The sequence below is a fragment of the Sphingobacterium olei genome, from assembly GCF_005048855.1.
In the GTDB taxonomy this organism is placed as follows: Bacteria; Bacteroidota; Bacteroidia; order Sphingobacteriales; family Sphingobacteriaceae; genus Sphingobacterium; species Sphingobacterium olei.
Genome location: NZ_SUME01000005.1, coordinates 368,500 through 385,981 on the forward strand (window position 1 = coordinate 368,500; position 17,482 = coordinate 385,981).

General features: G+C 46.8%; 11 protein-coding genes. 8 read left to right on the forward strand and 3 right to left on the reverse strand.

Going from position 1 to position 17,482, the window contains the following annotated elements; translation table 11 throughout:
- Positions 1–131 precede the first annotated feature (131 nt).
- Together FAZ15_RS13950 and FAZ15_RS13955 are read left to right on the forward strand one after the other, a co-directional pair.
- On the forward strand, positions 132–638 hold the full coding sequence (locus FAZ15_RS13950; protein WP_136901928.1) for a hypothetical protein: 507 nt from the start codon (positions 132–134) through the stop codon (positions 636–638).
- A gap of 108 nt (positions 639–746) precedes the next feature.
- Positions 747–1,604 (forward strand): hypothetical protein, encoded by an 858-nt coding sequence (locus FAZ15_RS13955; RefSeq protein WP_136901929.1) that lies wholly within the window; start codon positions 747–749, stop codon positions 1,602–1,604.
- 265 nt (positions 1,605–1,869) lie between these two features.
- Here the strand turns inward: FAZ15_RS13955 and FAZ15_RS13960 are convergent, their stop codons facing one another.
- The 3 genes from FAZ15_RS13960 to FAZ15_RS13970 form a co-directional block, all read right to left on the reverse strand.
- Positions 1,870–2,919: a hypothetical protein gene (locus FAZ15_RS13960; RefSeq protein WP_136901930.1), complete on the reverse strand. Its 1,050-nt coding sequence runs from the start codon at positions 2,917–2,919 to the stop codon at positions 1,870–1,872.
- Positions 2,920–2,930: 11 nt separating this feature from the next.
- A complete protein-coding gene (locus tag FAZ15_RS13965) occupies positions 2,931–5,333 on the reverse strand; it encodes an alpha-L-rhamnosidase-related protein (protein WP_136901931.1) in 2,403 nt (800 codons plus the stop codon).
- A 275-nt stretch (positions 5,334–5,608) separates the two neighbouring features.
- A complete protein-coding gene (locus tag FAZ15_RS13970; protein ID WP_136901932.1) occupies positions 5,609–6,178 on the reverse strand; it encodes an RNA polymerase sigma-70 factor in 570 nt (189 codons plus the stop codon).
- Positions 6,179–6,372: 194 nt separating this feature from the next.
- On the opposite strand from FAZ15_RS13970, the gene FAZ15_RS13975 reads away from it, so the two are divergent.
- From FAZ15_RS13975 to FAZ15_RS14000, 6 genes are all read left to right on the forward strand, one after another.
- Positions 6,373–7,563: a FecR family protein gene (locus FAZ15_RS13975; protein ID WP_136901933.1), complete on the forward strand. Its 1,191-nt coding sequence runs from the start codon at positions 6,373–6,375 to the stop codon at positions 7,561–7,563.
- Between the two features lie 200 nt (positions 7,564–7,763).
- Positions 7,764–11,147 carry a TonB-dependent receptor gene (locus tag FAZ15_RS13980; protein WP_202912400.1) on the forward strand — a complete coding sequence of 1,128 codons (3,384 nt, stop codon included), beginning with the start codon at positions 7,764–7,766 and terminating at the stop codon, positions 11,145–11,147.
- Between the two features lie 146 nt (positions 11,148–11,293).
- Positions 11,294–13,057, forward strand: coding sequence for a RagB/SusD family nutrient uptake outer membrane protein (locus FAZ15_RS13985; protein WP_136901934.1), 1,764 nt, complete (start codon positions 11,294–11,296; stop codon positions 13,055–13,057).
- 36 nt (positions 13,058–13,093) lie between these two features.
- Positions 13,094–14,062, forward strand: a complete 969-nt coding sequence (locus tag FAZ15_RS13990; protein WP_136901935.1) for an IPT/TIG domain-containing protein — start codon at positions 13,094–13,096, stop codon at positions 14,060–14,062.
- Between the two features lie 164 nt (positions 14,063–14,226).
- Complete coding sequence (locus FAZ15_RS13995) at positions 14,227–15,045, forward strand: hypothetical protein (RefSeq protein WP_136901936.1); 819 nt, start codon at positions 14,227–14,229, stop codon at positions 15,043–15,045.
- A gap of 9 nt (positions 15,046–15,054) precedes the next feature.
- Positions 15,055–17,463, forward strand: a complete 2,409-nt coding sequence (locus FAZ15_RS14000; RefSeq protein ID WP_136901937.1) for an alpha-L-rhamnosidase-related protein — start codon at positions 15,055–15,057, stop codon at positions 17,461–17,463.
- The last annotated feature ends 19 nt before the right edge of the window (positions 17,464–17,482 follow it).

Genomic DNA, 17,482 nt, shown 5'->3' on the forward strand with positions numbered 1-17,482 from the left:
ATCGTACCGCTCTAATTGTGTAACTTTTCTATAGTTATTTGCGGTTTTTCTGTTGTTAAGCTCGTTTTTAGGGGTGTTAAAAATATTTTTTGCGTTATTTTTTTATTTGGGCATTTTTTTTGATGTTTGTAATGAAAAACTTACAATCGGGTAGGTTAGGTGAAAAACAACAGTTTAATATTATTCAACAAATGCAGACTATTTTCATTACTGGTAGCGGGTTGTTAGCCCTGGCCTTGATTCTCATTTACCAGTATAAGTTGCAACGGCGCTTGCAACGGTATGCTCAGTTACGTGTTGGTGTATTGAAAAGGGAGGGCAATACGCACGACAAAACGAAGGGGTCTTTTATGTTCTATCTCAAAGCCCATGATAGTCGCTTACGGCAGGTGATCGTTACGGATTTACGTTTTTCCGACACAGCATTGCACGTCAATGCATTTGATAAACTGTCTTTCGAAATAAAGGATATACACGACGAGCTTCCTGCTCGTTCCATTGGATTTAGTTGTAGAAGCAGCACACTGGACAGGTTAGACAATAGCAAAGCAACCTTAACGATCAAAGGGTATGTTGTGCTCGAAAAAGAAGGTAAAACGGCCTTTGTTTACCGCACGAAATTGAATGTGACAGTGTAGTCGTATTGATGTTGATTAGGAGCATTTAAGTTGCACAATCATATACTAAAAACTATAGGTCGGCGTATTTGTTAAACAATTGAAGCACATTTAATAAATATGATATCTATGAACACAATTGTCCTTTTGACCGATTTTTCTGACCCCGCACGTCACGCATTCGAAGCCTTATTAACTGTAGCAAAACAAACCTACATTCAACGTGTCATTATCTATCACTCTTACGGCTATACCACACACCATGTACATCCTGTCGGCGGAGTAATGATTCCACCTCCTCCTATGTTGCCGGATGCGAAAGAAACTGCGGATACCAAAACAAAGCTTCGTCTGATGCAGGAAGAGCTATTAAATATTTCTCCCACTACACAGGTACGTTCCTGGGACGACCAGCTATTGGTCGAGGATGCGCTCCATGAAATTACGCAGAGTACCCCAGTTGATTTGGTTATTATGGGAATACAGGGGGCAGATGATAACGGTCAAAACAGCATTGGCACTATTCCGAATTCGTTAATACAGATGCACGCCTACAACATTATGCTTGTACCAAGCATGCGGCAATCGTTCTCTATCAAGCAGGCGTTGTTAGCCGTAGATTTAGATTCGTTACAGGACAGGCTACCTGTAGATACGATTTACCATCTCCAGGATATATTTAAGCTCCAGTGGCATGTGGTAAATGTGAACCTCGGCAAACCAGTTAAAGCTGATTTGGTAGCAGCCAATATCATATCCGAACAGCGTTATCTGCACGATACCTTGGATAAATTAGACCCGACGTATGCCTACGTAGCAGACGAAGATCTGGTTTCCGGTGTAACGACATATGCGGCATTGCATAACATCGACATATTAGTTACAGTACCTCGAAAGTTAGGGTTCTTTGCCTCTTTATTTCATAGCAGATCATCCAAAAAGCTAGCTTTGCATACGAATATTCCTATTCTAATGTTAGTTAAATAACCGGGCTTTTTTCTTCATCAAGTTTGGAGCTGGTAATACGTTTCTTGAAAATATAGCAGTTGTGAAATGATTTCATTCAATTTAGACTTCTGTTTTTTTTCAGCACAACGAAGAAAAATGCGTTGTGGCGAGTTTTATCAACAGCGAAATGGAGGGGGATATCCTTCTGTTTTACCAAACGGAGCTCCCTTAAATAAGAAGAGCTCCGTTTAATTTCAAACTTGCAAGTTTTAAGAAATATCGAATCAGTGGGGTAAAGTATGAATTAGTCTGCTATTAAACTCAGATTACGCACTTTCATCGTGCCTATATTTAGTCCAGAACATTCAAACCCCATAGTAAATAGAGATACCTTATAATCATCATAGGACTGCGATTCGAGCAAGAAGCCCCTGTCCCAGGCTTCATCCAACGCTTGCTTAATCTTCGGTAGTAGGTTTCCGTTCACCGTTTTCCATTGCCCCTGCACGAGTCCAGAGCTGCTGAAAGCTGCGAGGCCCACGTCGTAGATCAGCTGTCCGCTAAATATATCCGAGTTGATAGCCAGCCCGGGAAGACTGTACCTATCGTCAAACAGCATAATCGAAAAGTACATGGATTTCCCGTATCCAGCATTACCAGACCGCAGATTCTGCACCAAAAATACGCAGCTGAATTGCAGGGCATGTATAGACGAATTATATCCTGATTTCTGGTTCCGGGTGTGGTATTCCAAATAAGCATCTACATTAAAATCAAGACTGTTCATACTCCCTATAAAAGGTGTAGCGGTTCCGAGCCATCCATCGGGATCGGCAATTTTTTGATCAACAAGCAAATGCGGAAACGGTTGGGAGGAAGTCCGGTATACGTTGCCGAAATCATTTTGCCCATTGATTGCAAAGATAAGATCGCGGTCTGCCGAGGTTGATGGCCCAATAGTAATCGCTTTGTTGCTGTCGGAAAAGCGATACGATCCAGAAGGTAGTGCCGTGGCCGACGCGCCGTACAAGGAAGAGCTGCTATACCATTGCGCTAACTTCCATTGCGGAGCTGATGTAGCCCCGGGGTATTGCAATGTGCCTTGGATTGCACCGCCCGTGGGGTGGAGTACCGATAATCCCTGTTGAAAAGTCTGATCAGTCAGTAACGATATGGGTGCACTCAAGCTCGCAACTTCATGAACTTCCAAATCAGTGTTTAACGCCGCTTCGGTTCCTTCGGAGAGCGGGTTTGTCTTTTGGCAGCTATAAAGCGTGCCCAAGGCAAAACCAATAAACAGGATTACTGCCGAACGACCGGCGTAATTTTGTTGAGGGTGGTGTTTTCTTTTCATAGTTTATAATGTTAGATGTTATTCGTTCCTCCTAAGAGCTTGATGTTTCTTCCCTGATGGCGGTAGACTCCCGATAATCCTTTCGGCAATGTAATCTCTCCCGTAAGGTTAGTATCGGTTTTACGGAGATGAAGTTTAATTATTCCCTGCGGATGTGGAATCTCTCCTTTAACAAAAGAAAGACTACCCAGATTAGGCTGAATCAGCACGGTTTCAAATCCGGGTGAAGCCGGCTCCACACCGCAAACCGTAGCAAGGAAATCATAATTCGGACTGGCACTCCAGGCATGGCAATCCGATCGAGCGGGCTCAGGACGCTCTGCAAAGGTCGATAGGCCCAGATCAAGCATATTTTTCCATATGTCCATATTATCCACGTACATATTTGCGAGGCCGGCCTTCTTCATGGCTCGGGTCAAATAAAACCGGTAAAAGACCGTCGCCTGTATAAGCGAGCTGTCGGATTCCAATTTCAAAAAGACGTCTCGTTGCAAATTATCGGGAATTGCATCCGATAATATTCCCATAATGTTAGCATGCTGGCTATAGCTGCTCCGGTTGATGTCGTCAGCAATCAGACCCCTTTGCGCCTCATAGCAGTGCGTTATAACTGCCGCATTCAGACTTTTATTTAATGCAAGGTAATTGCCCGTCTTGCCCTCCTCACCAAAGTAAGACAGGAGCGCCGCAGCTTCTTTCAGTGTATAGGCCAATTGCAAGCTTAAGATTGCCGACCCTCCTTCAATACCACCTGGGGGTACTCCCCCAGAAGGACGTTCGCTAGACCAAGGCCACTCATCGGGCCAGTCAACAAAGTTCCAATGGGGCATAGCGCCCAGCATACCGGTCTGCGGGTTGATCCGATTCGTATACCATTGTATAATCCGCTCGACGGTAGGAAGGTACAGTTTCACAAACGCTGGATCCGGACGATGCATGTGGTAATCATGAAGCATGTTGATCCAATACAAAGAGAAAGGAGGGATAATCTGGGTGTGATGTGTCGGGTATCTACTTTGCAAAATCCCCTCCGCCACCATAGAAGACGCCAGATCCGAAATTGCTTTCCGCATCAAACGGTCGTCGCCGCTTACGTACAAAGAGACCAGCGATTGTATGCGCGTGTCGCCCGTGTACTGTAACCTTTCATAATACGGACAATCGTAATATACATCAACCGCACACAACCGCGCTGTGCGCCATCCTGTACGCCAGATCTGATCCAGCTTTTTGTTATTGCTCTCAAAGCGGGCTAGCTCTTTAAAAGGATACCCCACGAAGGTGCGTGCAAACTTTTCGATCGTCAAGGGTTCCTCCTTCGTTTCTATATCCAATTGGATGTAGCGAAAGGTCTTAAAATTTAGCGGCTGATACGACCGTGATGGTCCACCAGCCGGATAGATTATGTCCTGCACACCCCTTAGCGTTTTTCCATCTACCTCGTTTCTATTTCCTTTATTGCCCATGTGATCGTAAAGTGCCTCAGCGTAGGAAATAGCGAACATACTGCCCGCGCCACCGCCGATTACCGTTTCTACGAATGCATTAGTGAGGTATCCCTGATCCAATAAAAGGCTAACTTTGGTGTGCGGCGCAATGGTGATAGCTCCTCCCGCCAAAAAGGTGCCTTTTAACGTTAAACCCGCACTGCGCCGGATTTGCATCGCAGGTTCCTCCTTTAGCTCGGGTAGTGGAATCGAACGAGGCTGCATCGCCCGCGTGTACTCAGTGGCTGTACCCGCCGACTGCGCCCGTTCATTAACCGCCGCTTCTTCCCAATGCGCGTCATTGTATGCTAAGGTTTGCCAATGCCAGGGGTACAGCTTTCCTGTAATTTGATCAGCAGGTTCAATATCGATTGCGCTCATGTTTGCTAGAGACGGACTGTACGCATCATTTTTGATCGTTCGCCAACCGGTACCCGTATTCACAACCTGCTCCATATCCGAATCACCTTGAACCAATAGGCCGGATGAAACTGTCATCTGCGCACCTGGCGTCCATCTGCCATAATTAACCACTTGTGCAGCGATCAGGTTTTGTCCCGGCCGTATATGCGCTGCGATATCAAAGGTTTCATAGTTCCATGTCAGCAGCCCGCCAGCAGCAGGGCCCCGCCCCACCAAATGGCCGTTCACAAAAAGCGCATACCGTTGATCGGCAGATATGTGAATGATAAACTGCCTGGGCTTATCCTTCAGGCTGAACTCTTTCCGAAACAGATGTACACCATAGTCGTATGGCGAAGCGGTGGCCGGGCCGATCCAATGGGCCGTCCATCGTCTATCCGTTAAGACATCGAAGAAGTGTTGCGGTACCGACGCAAAAGCTGAATAAGCAATCGAGGCAAGTAGCTGCCAGCAAAGTATGCAGCAGCCGATAATGCGGGAGGTATTATAATTTTTAATGGTCATAGACGTATTGATTTCATAGAAAGCATCACCGGTTTATTGATCTTCGATCAGTTTGCGTAATGCGCTATGTACATATAGGTCTATTGAAAGTGGGTGTTCCCTTATTCGCCGCTATAAAATTTTCTCCAAACACATCTAAGACAAAGGGGAAATTTAGGTCAGTTCCACTATCAGGGCAGATTTCGTCACTTTAACTTGTATGTTGAACAGTAGCAGGTCTAGTGTGGTAGCTGTAGGTCTCCAGGGGTATTGGATAGCAAATGCGTTTTCTTAAACTAAAGCAGTAAGGTTACAAAACTACTTAGCTTAGTGCGCAACGTTTTAAAAGCCTTCCCCAAATGCGCTTCAACGGTCTTTTCCGAAATCTGTAATTTCGCTGCGATTTGCTTCTGCGAATAACCCTGTTCCCTACTCATCCTAAAAACGAGCTGACATTTTTCGGGCAGGTCAGATACATAGCTTTCGAGCTCACGTTGCAATTCTTCAAACGCCAGCAACTCTTGCGTAGAATCATCAATCTGCGTCGCATCCAGCGCTAAAACCGTATCTAAGTATTGCTTCTGCGTATAAGACTTATTTATTGCCGTAAATACGCGATACTTCACCGATACGGCCAGATAGCGGGAAAGAGTAGATGTCAGATTCAACCGATGGCGACGTGTCCATAGGGATACAAATATATCCTGCACAATTTCTTCAGCCTCTTCCCATTCAGATAAACGATTTGATGCGATAACAAATAATTTTTTCCAATAACGGTCATATATCGCTGTGAATGCCCCTTCGTCTCCTTTATAAAGAAGTTCCAGCAATTCCTGATCACTTTTATTTATATATGCAGTCATAGAAAGTTTATTTTTTTGGTCAGCAACCTTTGGGATCACAATATAGATATAATTTCCCATAACATCTGTCCTGTACCCACATGTATCTGCGAAATAATTGGCAAATTACCGAAATGATGATGCGCTAAAAAAAATCTAGCCCGACTAAGGGATGTGAGACGACAGCTAGACTTATATAGTAAAGAGACACCAAAATGAACAATATAAACCGATATCAGGAACTAATCCAAAAATGGCTAAGAGGGACAATCTCAGCGGCGGAAAAGACCGAACTGTCGCGTTGGTACAATAGCTTTTCTGATGACAACAAGGAAATCCCCGATTCGTACGTACAAAATGAACAGCAGCTGCGCAACAGGATTTTAGATAAGATTAATGCGTCTATAGACGTAATCGAGCACCGCAATACAACACGGTACTTATTTACGCAGGTAAGGTTGGTCGCTGCATCGGTTGTCCTTGCCCTCGTAGCGGGAGTTTCCTATTTCACCGTAATTAAGCCAAGGTTAGATAAAGAGACAGTAGGATTGTATGATATTCATCCAAGAGGAAGCAGTGCAAGTTTGACCCTATCTGACGGAAAAGTCATCAGCTTAGATGAGCAACAGTCACTGATCGTTGATGGAGAAGTGAAATACCTGGATGGTACGACCTTATTTGACCCAGAGGCGCAGCGTAACGGTAAGATAAGTTACGCCGTGCTATCAACGCCAAAAGGCGGACAGTATCAATTAAGACTCCCCGACGGCACCGAAGTATGGCTCAATGCACTGTCATCCATACGCTTTCCATCCGGGTATGACGATAATCGCAGGGAAGTGGAGCTACTCTCGGGTGAGGCCTACTTTAGCGTGAGCAAGCAGACCGATAAAAAAGGGAGGCGTGTACCGTTCTTCGTTAAATCCGATCAGCAATCCGTCGAAGTGCTCGGCACCCAATTCAATATTAATACGTACAATCCACGTTACGGTGTTGTAACGACAGTAACCGAAGGCTCCGTAGCTGTGACACCCACAAAGACACTGGAACGAGGCGTTAAGGTAAAAGCATTACTTACTGCTGGAAAACAGTCCATTGTGGGACAGACCGGCAGCCTTAGCGAAAAGCAGGTCGATACCGAAGAGTATATGGCATGGAAAGAGGGCTTGTTCCACTTTAGCGATGCCACCATATACACCGTGATGGCCGAATTTGAACGGTGGTATGATATTAACGTAACCTACGAAATATCGCGTTCGGACGATCTATTTTCGGGCTATATTCCCAAAGACGTGTCCCTAGGAGAGGCCTTGAGCCTACTGCAGATAGCCGGAGTGAATTTTGAACTAACCTCTAAAAATAACCTAATAGTAAAGCAAAAAAAAGATAAACCGATCAACAAATAGTGTTTGGGTACGGTTACCCAAATAGATGTTTGTAAAAGAAAGCCGGAAATGCTCGTAACATTTCCAGCAACAGCTTGGACAAACGAATGCAACTATAAATTTAGCGCTAACAGTTTACATTTATTAATTCCAAACCATACAAAAGTATGCAATTAAAACCATTTTTAAACTTTTTGTTGTCACCTCATAGACAAAGCATTATGCGAATAAAGTTGACTTTCCTAATGATCAGCCTGCTCAGTGCGCAGCTCTCTGCCAATGTATTTGGTCAGCGCATCACACTGCGTGAACACAAGGCCGACTTGAGCACCGTACTTAAAAAAATTGAAAGACAGACCGGGCTCAAATTCTTTTACAATAAACGCGATGTGGTTATGGAATCCGTAAGCATGGACGTTACAAACGAAACGCTGCCCAATACATTGGACATTTTGTTTGAAAACCATCCTTATGGATACACGATCAAAAACAAGGTTGTCGTATTAAATAAAAAAGCGGAGGCGGCCGAAAAAAATAGGCCTCCTCTAAATCGACCGCCTGCGAATGCATCTCCACAAACAGAGCGACAGCAAACAGTTAGCGGTACGGTTCAGGACTCTACCGGCACGGCCCTAGAAGGCGTAACCGTTACGATAGTCGGTACAGATAGACGTACATCGACAAATTCCTCCGGCTCCTATCAGATTGAAGCGAGCGCGGGCGAGTCACTGGATTTCAGCATCATAGGTTACACGTCCCAGCGTGTAAGGCTCACCGGCGGAATGACTACGGTTAACATCATTTTAGCACAGGCCCTTTCCGATCTTGATGAAGTGGTAGTGGTGGCATTTGGTACGCAGAAGAAAATCTCTGTTACCGGATCTATCGCATCTGTACAGACCAAAGAGATTAAGCAGAGTCCAGCCGCGAATCTCGCTGTTACCTTAGCTGGTCGGCTACCCGGTTTAACAACCTTACAGCGCAGCGGCGAACCCGGGCGTGACCATACGGCCTTGTTTCTAAGAGGTATGGGAACATTGAACGCTACCGCACCGATTATTTTGGTCGATGGCGTTGAGCGGGAGATGACCTATATAGATCCCAACGAGGTAGAAAGTGTTACCATCCTAAAGGATGCATCGTCGACCGCCTTATTTGGTGTGCGGGGCGCAAATGGTGTTATCTTGGTAACGACTAAGCGCGGAACCAGTGAGAAGCCGACGATTGGCTTATTATACGAACACGGACTTCAAGGTTTTACACGCACGCCCGAGGTAATCAGCTCATACGATTGGGCCCGTTTGAAAAACCAGGCATGGGCAAATGAGAACCCCAATGTAGATCCAAATGATCCAGTTAATCAGCCTCCCTATTCAGAGTATGCACTGGATCGGTTTATGTTTCAGGATTACCCATCCGCCTATCCCAACACGAATTGGCAGAAGCTTTTATTTAATGATTTTGTTGCCCAGCAGCGTTATAACCTGAATTTGAGTGGCGGTGGAGATTACGTGCAGTACTTTGTCAACGTGGGTTTCCTTAACCAAGGCGGCCAATGGAAAATAGATCCCGAGGTAACAGACTATGATCCGGCTGGGTTCTTGAAACGGTACAATTTCAGGTCCAACATTGACGCAAAATTAAATAAGTCGGGCAAGCTAACCACGTTTTTAAATGCAGCGGGTTATTTCGAACGCGTCAATTCACCTAACGCCAGTACCGAAGAGATTTTCCGGCGCACGTATACCTTTTTCCCGGTGGTATTACCTGGCCCGCTCACGCCTGAAGGAGAAGTGCTGATCGGAACAGGTAATTATAACGTTTCACCATGGGCTTTGATCAATCGGACAGGGTATCGCCAAGAAACGCGAAATAACATTACGGCTTCTTGGGGTCTCAAGCAAGATCTCGAATTTCTGACCAAGGGCTTGTCGGCTAAATTTATGGCGTCGTTTGATACCCGGACCGTTTATTCCCTTACCGCAGGTCGGGAGTACCAGCGGTGGACGCAAGTGATCGATCCGAATACATCAAACCACTTGGGCATGGATAGTGTCGCCTATATACGGATGTTCCCAGAATTGGAAAATACACCATTAAGCATAGGTAGTGGCTCCAACTTTCAGTCCTTTTTTAATTTTCAGCTTTCGGCAGATTATAACCGGGTATTTAATGAAAAGCACTCCGTTACAGGTATGTTGCTCGCACAGCAAGAGCAACGCGTGATGCCTAACGACCGCTTGCCGTTTAACCTACGCGGTATAGCATTGCGAGCCATATACGGGTATGACAATAAATACTTTGCCGAGTTCAATGCCGGTTACAACGGTTCAGAGCAGTTCGCAAAAGGCCGTCGTTACGGTTTTTTTCCCACAATATCGGGCGGCTGGGTAATCTCTAATGAATCGTTCCTACGCGATCACCAAATCATCAGCCTGCTTAAACTCCGCGGATCTTACGGACGGGTTGGTAGCGATAGATTAGGAGGCCGTCGATTCCTGTACCTCGACGATATACAGCGGCAAACAGGTGGCGGATATAGCGGATCATTGGGACGAGGCGGTAAAATCGGAGAAAATTATATCGGAAATCCGGCCATTCAGTGGGAGGTAGCGAAAAAAACAAATTTTGGGCTAGAGTTGGGATTATTTAATGAGCTTACGTTGAATGCAGATGTGTTTCACGAACGCCGTGATAATATCTTAATCAGCAGACAGACCATCCCAATGGTATATGGAATTGAGCCGAGCCGCATGAGTCCTGTTAATATGGGTATTGTCGAAAATAAAGGTTTCGAAATTGAACTGAACTATAACAAAAGGCTTAATACCGACTGGTCCATCCTATCCAAACTGAATTACAATTTTGCCCGTAACAAGGTATTATTTGCGGATGAGCTTCAATTGCCAACAGACTTTAAACACCAATATAGACAAACGGGCTACCGTATCGGACAGGCATTCGGATACGAACTGCGAGATGGCTATTACGGAAGTTACGAGGAAATTGCCAACGAAGGACTGAACTATGTGGGTTACACGGTACGGCCTGGCGACTTCAAGTATGTAGATGCAAATGAAGACGGCATTATTGATGAGCGCGACATGGTGCCAATCGGATATTCGGGTATTCCTGAATTTACTTTCGGCGGAGCATTTAATGTTACATACCGCAATCTTGATGTTTCCTTCTTATTGCAGGGAGTACACAATGTCACGCAAGCAATGGGATCGTATGGAACGCATAGTGAATGGGATTTCAAAGAAAGACATCTGCATGCATGGACCGCCGAGCGGGCTGCAGCGGGAGAAGATATCCGTTATCCACGCCTTGCGCTAGGCGCTTCCGTTAGCGAACGCGATAACAACACGTTCTTTTTAGAAAACCGTAGCTTTATCCGCCTTAAGAATGCCGAAATCGGCTACCGTATACCGCTTTCAGCCATCAAAGGTCTTGGCGCCAAAGAAGTACGTGTATACGTTAACGGCCTGAATTTGCTGACATGGGACTCCATGCGGGAGAAAGATTATGATCCAGAAGTAGGTTATTCGCTGAGCTATCCGGTATATCGGGTTTTCAATGCCGGTGTAAGCGTTAATTTTTAGAAAATAGGACAATGAAACCATCATGATTTATTCAATCACACAGGGGAATGAATAAACCGAGCTTGCGAGTTCTTGAGCACATAATTAACAAATACTGGTGAAAAATCTGATAGCTTCATCACCACTAAAAAACAAATTATATACAGATGAAAAATATAGTTAAACAGTTAGTTGCCATCCTGTTACTTGCTTTTTTAAGCAGCTGTAACAAAGATCCACTGGATATTATGCCCGACGGCCGATTAACACTGGAGGAAATTTTTAACGACGAACTGATGGCGTCCGAATACTTGAATACCATCTACGATAACATTAATCCGTACGGTTCGTCTTACGATTATTATACACTTCTTGCCGGCTTCTCCGATGAAGCACATGACAATGACTTCCCGCAGGACATGGGTCGCGCGCCCTCGCGTTGGTATAACGGAGAGCTGCGGCCGAACTGGAATCCCTTGGACATTCAGTCCATACAGGGCGAATCAACACCTTTGACCAACGGAAACTATTACCGTAAAAATTGGATAGGTATAAGGCAGACCAACGTTTTCCTGGCCAATATTGTCGATACGCGTTATACCAATCCGCAGATAAAGGCCAGGTTGATTGCGGAAGCAAAGGTGCTTCGCGCCTTCTTTTATCTGGAACTCATTAAGATGTACGGCGGTATGCCGGTTGTCGATCAACCATTTACGGATGATTTTAGGTTTGAAACACTGGAGCGGCAATCCTTTCAGGAGTGTGTCGACTTCATTAAGCAGAATTGTGATGAAGCCATTTTGGAAGCAGCCCTTCCTTATCGGATTGCCGCAGAGCCCGACCGCGGACGTCTTACCAAGGCCGTTGCGCACGCCATACGCTCACAAGCCACGCTCTTCGCGGCCAGCCCGTTATGGAATCCGGAGTCGGAAACATCCCGTTGGGAGGCTGCGGCAGAAGTGTCAAAAAGCTCACTCGAGGCCTTACTTAATAATAATCATCAATTATTCCCCGACTATGAATCGTACTTCTATGGCCGTACGGACGTCAGCGTGAATCCGGCCGACCGCGAAACTATTTTTGAGATCAAGCCCTACCGCAATCAGGAATTTAGCCAATTGATGTTCGTGATGCATGCTATCCCCTCCATTGGCGGAGAGAAAGCCGGTGCGAGCCCCTCGCAAGAGCTGGTGGATGCCTACGATATGGCCAACGGCCATCCGGCAATTTTAGGTTACTACGATGAAGAACACCTATACCCGATCATCAATACCGCATCGGGATACGACGAATCTAATCCTTACAAGGATCGTGATCCCCGCTTCTATGCAACAGTGTGGTACAACAATGCGTATTACGGCGAGGTTAACGGCACCCAGCGTTACATCCAATCCTATCTGGGCGGAACCGACGGTATTTCCAACATTATGCAGCGTACACGAAATGGGTATTACCTGCGCAAATTTCGCGACCCAAAACAACTTGATATCAACACAGGAACCGCGCGCTTCAAAAAGTATCGTCTGGGCGAAATTTACCTCAATTATGCCGAAGCGGCAAATGAAGCCTATGGTCCTACATCCGATGTGTACACAGCGATAGACGCCATCCGTGACCGCGCAGATATGCCGGCGCTACCTAGAGGGTTGAGTAAGGAAGAGATGCGGGAACGCATCCGTCGCGAACGCAGGGTCGAGCTCGCTTTTGAGGAACACCGGTTCTGGGATACGCGCCGTTGGAAGATCCTACACACTACCGATAAGCTGACTACCGGTATGGAGTGGACAAAGATTAGCGATAACAACTTCGAAGGGAAACGTATTATAGCCGGTCGACGTAGGTCCTGGACCGACAATCACTTGATCATTCCAATCCCATTGGGCGAGCTGGTGATGATGCCTTTATGGCAACAAAATCCAGGTTGGGAATAAGGGTAAGGTAGTGTTTAATAGATAAAAAGATAAGAAATGAAAACAGCAAAATATTATAGCATATGGTGCCTCGTTTGCGCCACGATTACCCTGACGCTTTCATCATGTAGCGAAGAGGAACAGATGCCGCTAAATACCGCGCCCATTCCGCGCATCATTGAACTTACGCCTGCTAACGCATCGGTAGGCGAAGAAATAACGATCGTAGGGGTCAACTTCTCGGAAAACCCAGCTGAGAATGAAGTGAAATTCAACCAAACCGTGGTCGATATCGTTGAAGTATCAGAAACATCAATTAAGGTAATCGTGCCCGAAGTGACCGGCAATATCGCCGGAGTATCGGTGCGGAGTAGAGGGAAAATATCGAATAAACGAAACTTGTCGCTGGTGCGCGTAAAAACGTTTGAAGATGATTTCAACCGGGCGGATGTTCCTCCGGTCGGGTCCGATGTCACGCCAAATCCTATTGGTAGCAACTGGCAAATCGTGGCGGGCACGTTTGAGATCAAAGGCAATCGCTTATTTTGTGGTGCGGCCAGTACAGAATCTTACGCCTTATACCGTGATCCAGAACTTCGTATGGAGGTCGGTGAGGGCAGTTATTTTCGTTTAAAAGCCGATATGAAAGTTACGCCCGAATCTTTTGCCGGGATTATATTTAATGCCCAGAGCGATAATAAGCGATTCTACCTGTTCCGCACGAGCAATGGGCTCGTGCAAATGCTTAAAAGTGGAAGCAACGGCCTTAACGATTGGGCGAACGTCATGATGAGCGAAAATATTCCAGGCTTCGCCCCCAACGTCCCTTATCACGTAGAGGTGTCCTCATCGCAGCCCGGACGATTTGTCGTCAAGGTAATCGAGCTAAATACCAATACCGCACTGTTTGAACGGAGTTTTGAAGACGCCAATCCGTACGTAGGGGGGTCGCCCGGGGTTTATTATTTCGGCCTGGCAAATCCAATCGACATTGCCTTTGATAATCTGCACATTGAAACACTGTAATCGAAAAGAACATGAAAAAAAATATATGGCTTAAACTGGGACGCTTGTCCAGTATTATTGTGGTCGTCGCCTGCTCTGCAGGCGACCCGATCGAAACCCCACCTGAGGTTACCGGAAACGACACCATCTCTATTCTCGGTGATCCGTCTTTCAAGAAGGGACTCGTGCTCAAGCGAACAAATGGTTCAACGAGCAACGTCATACATCCTTTCGGACCCGGTTCGGGCTCGCCCATCTGGGGAATGGCCGAGTGGGGTACCCGGTATTTTCTTACGGAGAGTGATCGTGTCGAGGATGCCCATAGCGTGAGCTATGTCAATGCAGGCAAGACAATATCCTTTAAAAAGGCGCCTCATGCAGGTAATATCGCGATGCAGGTCACGACTTCGTCCGAGTACGTCAGACCCCGTCGCGAAGGCGAAGACTGGCCGCACCTACTCATCGAACAGAGCTTTCCAGACCAGCCGTTTGTAAAAGATCTTAAAGGATTAATACTGCATTTCCGCGGTAAATTGACGAAAGCCGAAATGAAGATGGCCCAACAGGATTTTAATCCAGGTCTGCATGCAGCCCAGTTTCAGCTCTTTATCACCGTACAAAATATGAACCCCAATTCCGCGTATTATGGAGACTTTCTATGGTTCGGTATTCCGTTCTATGACAACCGGAATGCGCAGATCCCCGTGTACGCCGCAAAGGATATTGGAAAAGACGACGCCAGCGGGAAGTTCATTTATAGTGCCGGTACCACCGATTTTATGAAAGGCACATTTCACGGCGGTAACGAAGTTACCATCGAGAAGGATATCTATCCGTTGATCGTCAACGCGTTAAAAATGGCCAAGCAGCGCGGGTACTTAACCGGTTCTTTTGATGGCGATTTTCGGATCACCGGGATGAACCTCGGGTGGGAGCTACCCGGTACGTTTGATGTTGGTTTTGAAATAAACGACTTCGATATATCGAAGGTGACTCAAAAATAAAATCTTTATATGATTCGTATTTTATGCAGCTTATTGCTACTCGTGGTTACTTTTTTGCCCGCTTTCGCACAAGATCAGGTAGGAGATCAAGACCAGTCTCCCTGGTACAGCAACAGGTGGAAAGGGAAGTGGATTAGTTGCCCTAATGTGCCCCAGCGCGATTACGGCGTGTTCCATTTCCGGAAAGCGTTCGCACTGGAAGATCAGCCGACGACGTACACGATACATGTATCTGCAGACAACCGGTACCGATTATTTGTCAATGGCAAAGCCGTGGTCTCCGGCCCCGCACGTGGCGACCTACACCACTGGTATTTCGAAACTGTCGACATCGCTCCCTATTTACGTCCCGGAAAAAATGTAATCGCTGCGCTCGTGTGGAACATGGGTGTGCATGCACCCATCGCGCAGGTCACCGCGCAGACTGGGCTTGTCATTCAAGGCGAATCTGAACGGGAAAAGGTCGTCAACACCGACGGCTCATATAACGTATTACAGAGCAAAGCCTATACGCCTTGTTCCACAGATAATATGGAGCGGCTAAATGCCTATATGGTCATCGGCCCAGGGGACGACATGGACGCTTCCCGTTATGCGTGGGGCTGGCAGGAACTTGATTTCGATGATGGCGGCTGGATGCAGGCGCAGGTTATAGCCGATGCGGTTCCCCAAGGTGTGGGTACAGACAACATCTGGACACTCGAACCCCGAAATATCCCCCTGTTTGAGGAAAAGCCACAACGTCTTTCAGCAATCAGGTGGGTAAAGGGCATGGACAGCAAAGCCTTTTCCGGCTTTTTAACGGGTTCTACATCCGTCACCATTCCGGCGCACTCCCGCGTAAGCCTTTTGCTAGACCAATCCGTGAATACCGTAGCCTATCCAGAACTGTTGTCCAGTGGCGGGAAGGGAAGTTCGGTTAAGCTCAGCTATGCCGAGGCCCTTTTCGATCAGCACCGACAAAAGGGAAACCGAAATGACGTAGAGGGAAAGGAACTTATCGGTAACTACGATGTTTTTCGGCCAGACGGACATGCACATCGGTTGTTTAGGCCGCTTTGGCTGCGCACCTATCGCTTCATCCAAGTCGATGTGGAGACCGCAGATGAGCCGCTAGTCCTGCACGATCTCTTGGGGTATTATACCACTTACCCTTTCGAGATGAATGCGCAGTTTAAATCCAACGACAAGCATATGGACGATATCTGGGATGTCAGCTGGCGTACGGCACGATTATGTGCCGGCGAAACCTATTTTGATTGTCCCTACTACGAGCAACTTCAATATTCTGGCGATACACGTATTCAAGCGTTAATCTCCTTATATGTATCGGGCGACGATCGCTTAATGCGGAGGTCGTTGTTGGATTTTCACTACTCTCGGGTTCCCGAGGGGATGGTTCAAGGGCGATATCCAAGTAGTCGGCTACAGATCATTCCCACCTACACACTGTGGTGGATTTCCATGGTCCACGACTATTGGATGCATCGGCAGGATGACCCGTTTATCCAGCAATTTTTGCAGGGCATCGCAGGCGCATTGGATTGGTATGCCCAACGCGTAGATCAGGAGAGGGGTATGCTTGGTTCTATACCATGGTGGCCATTTGTGGATTACACCCCTCCGTTCACCTCGGGCGTTCCCACGGGCGCTACCGATGGTCATTCGTCGGTATTGACCTTGCACTATGCCTACACCCTCAAGCAAGCTGCTGATCTCTTCGCTCATTTCGGCGCGCCAGAGCAGGCAGCGCGTTACCGTAAAGAAGCAGACCGCCTCAATACGGCTACGTATCGACTTTGTTTTGATCAGGCACGTGGCGTTATGGCCGATACGCCCGATAAGCAAGCTTATAGTCAACATGCTTCTATACTAGCGGTCATATCGGGATGTATACCCGAAACGGATCGCCAGGCCCTGACCGAAAAGGTGCTCGACGATGAATCGTTAATACCGGTTACTTTTTATTTCCGCTTTTATTTAACCCGTGCCCTATTGGAAAGCGGATTAGGAGATCGCTACTACGAAAAACTCAGTGCCTGGCACGATATGTTGGATCTCGGCCTGACCACTTTTTCAGAAACGCCGGAGCCCACCCGATCCGACTGCCATGCATGGAGCGCAAGTCCGAGCTATGATTTTTTGGCGACCATCTGTGGCATCAGGCCTGCGGCTCCCGGTTTCAAGCGTGTGCTAGTTGAACCCAATCTGGGCGCTTTGAACGAGGTCGAAGCCGTCATGCCGCACACTGCCGGTGAAATTAAGGTCCAGCTAAAGCGCGACAGACAGCACGGGATCCGTGGTACGGTAACGCTTCCCGAAGGTGTGAAAGGCGATTTTCGTTGGCACGGTAAACAACAGCGACTGGTAGGAGGCGAAAATACCATTACCATGGATGACCGACCTCAGTCTTTATAAAACAAAAAAAAACATAAAC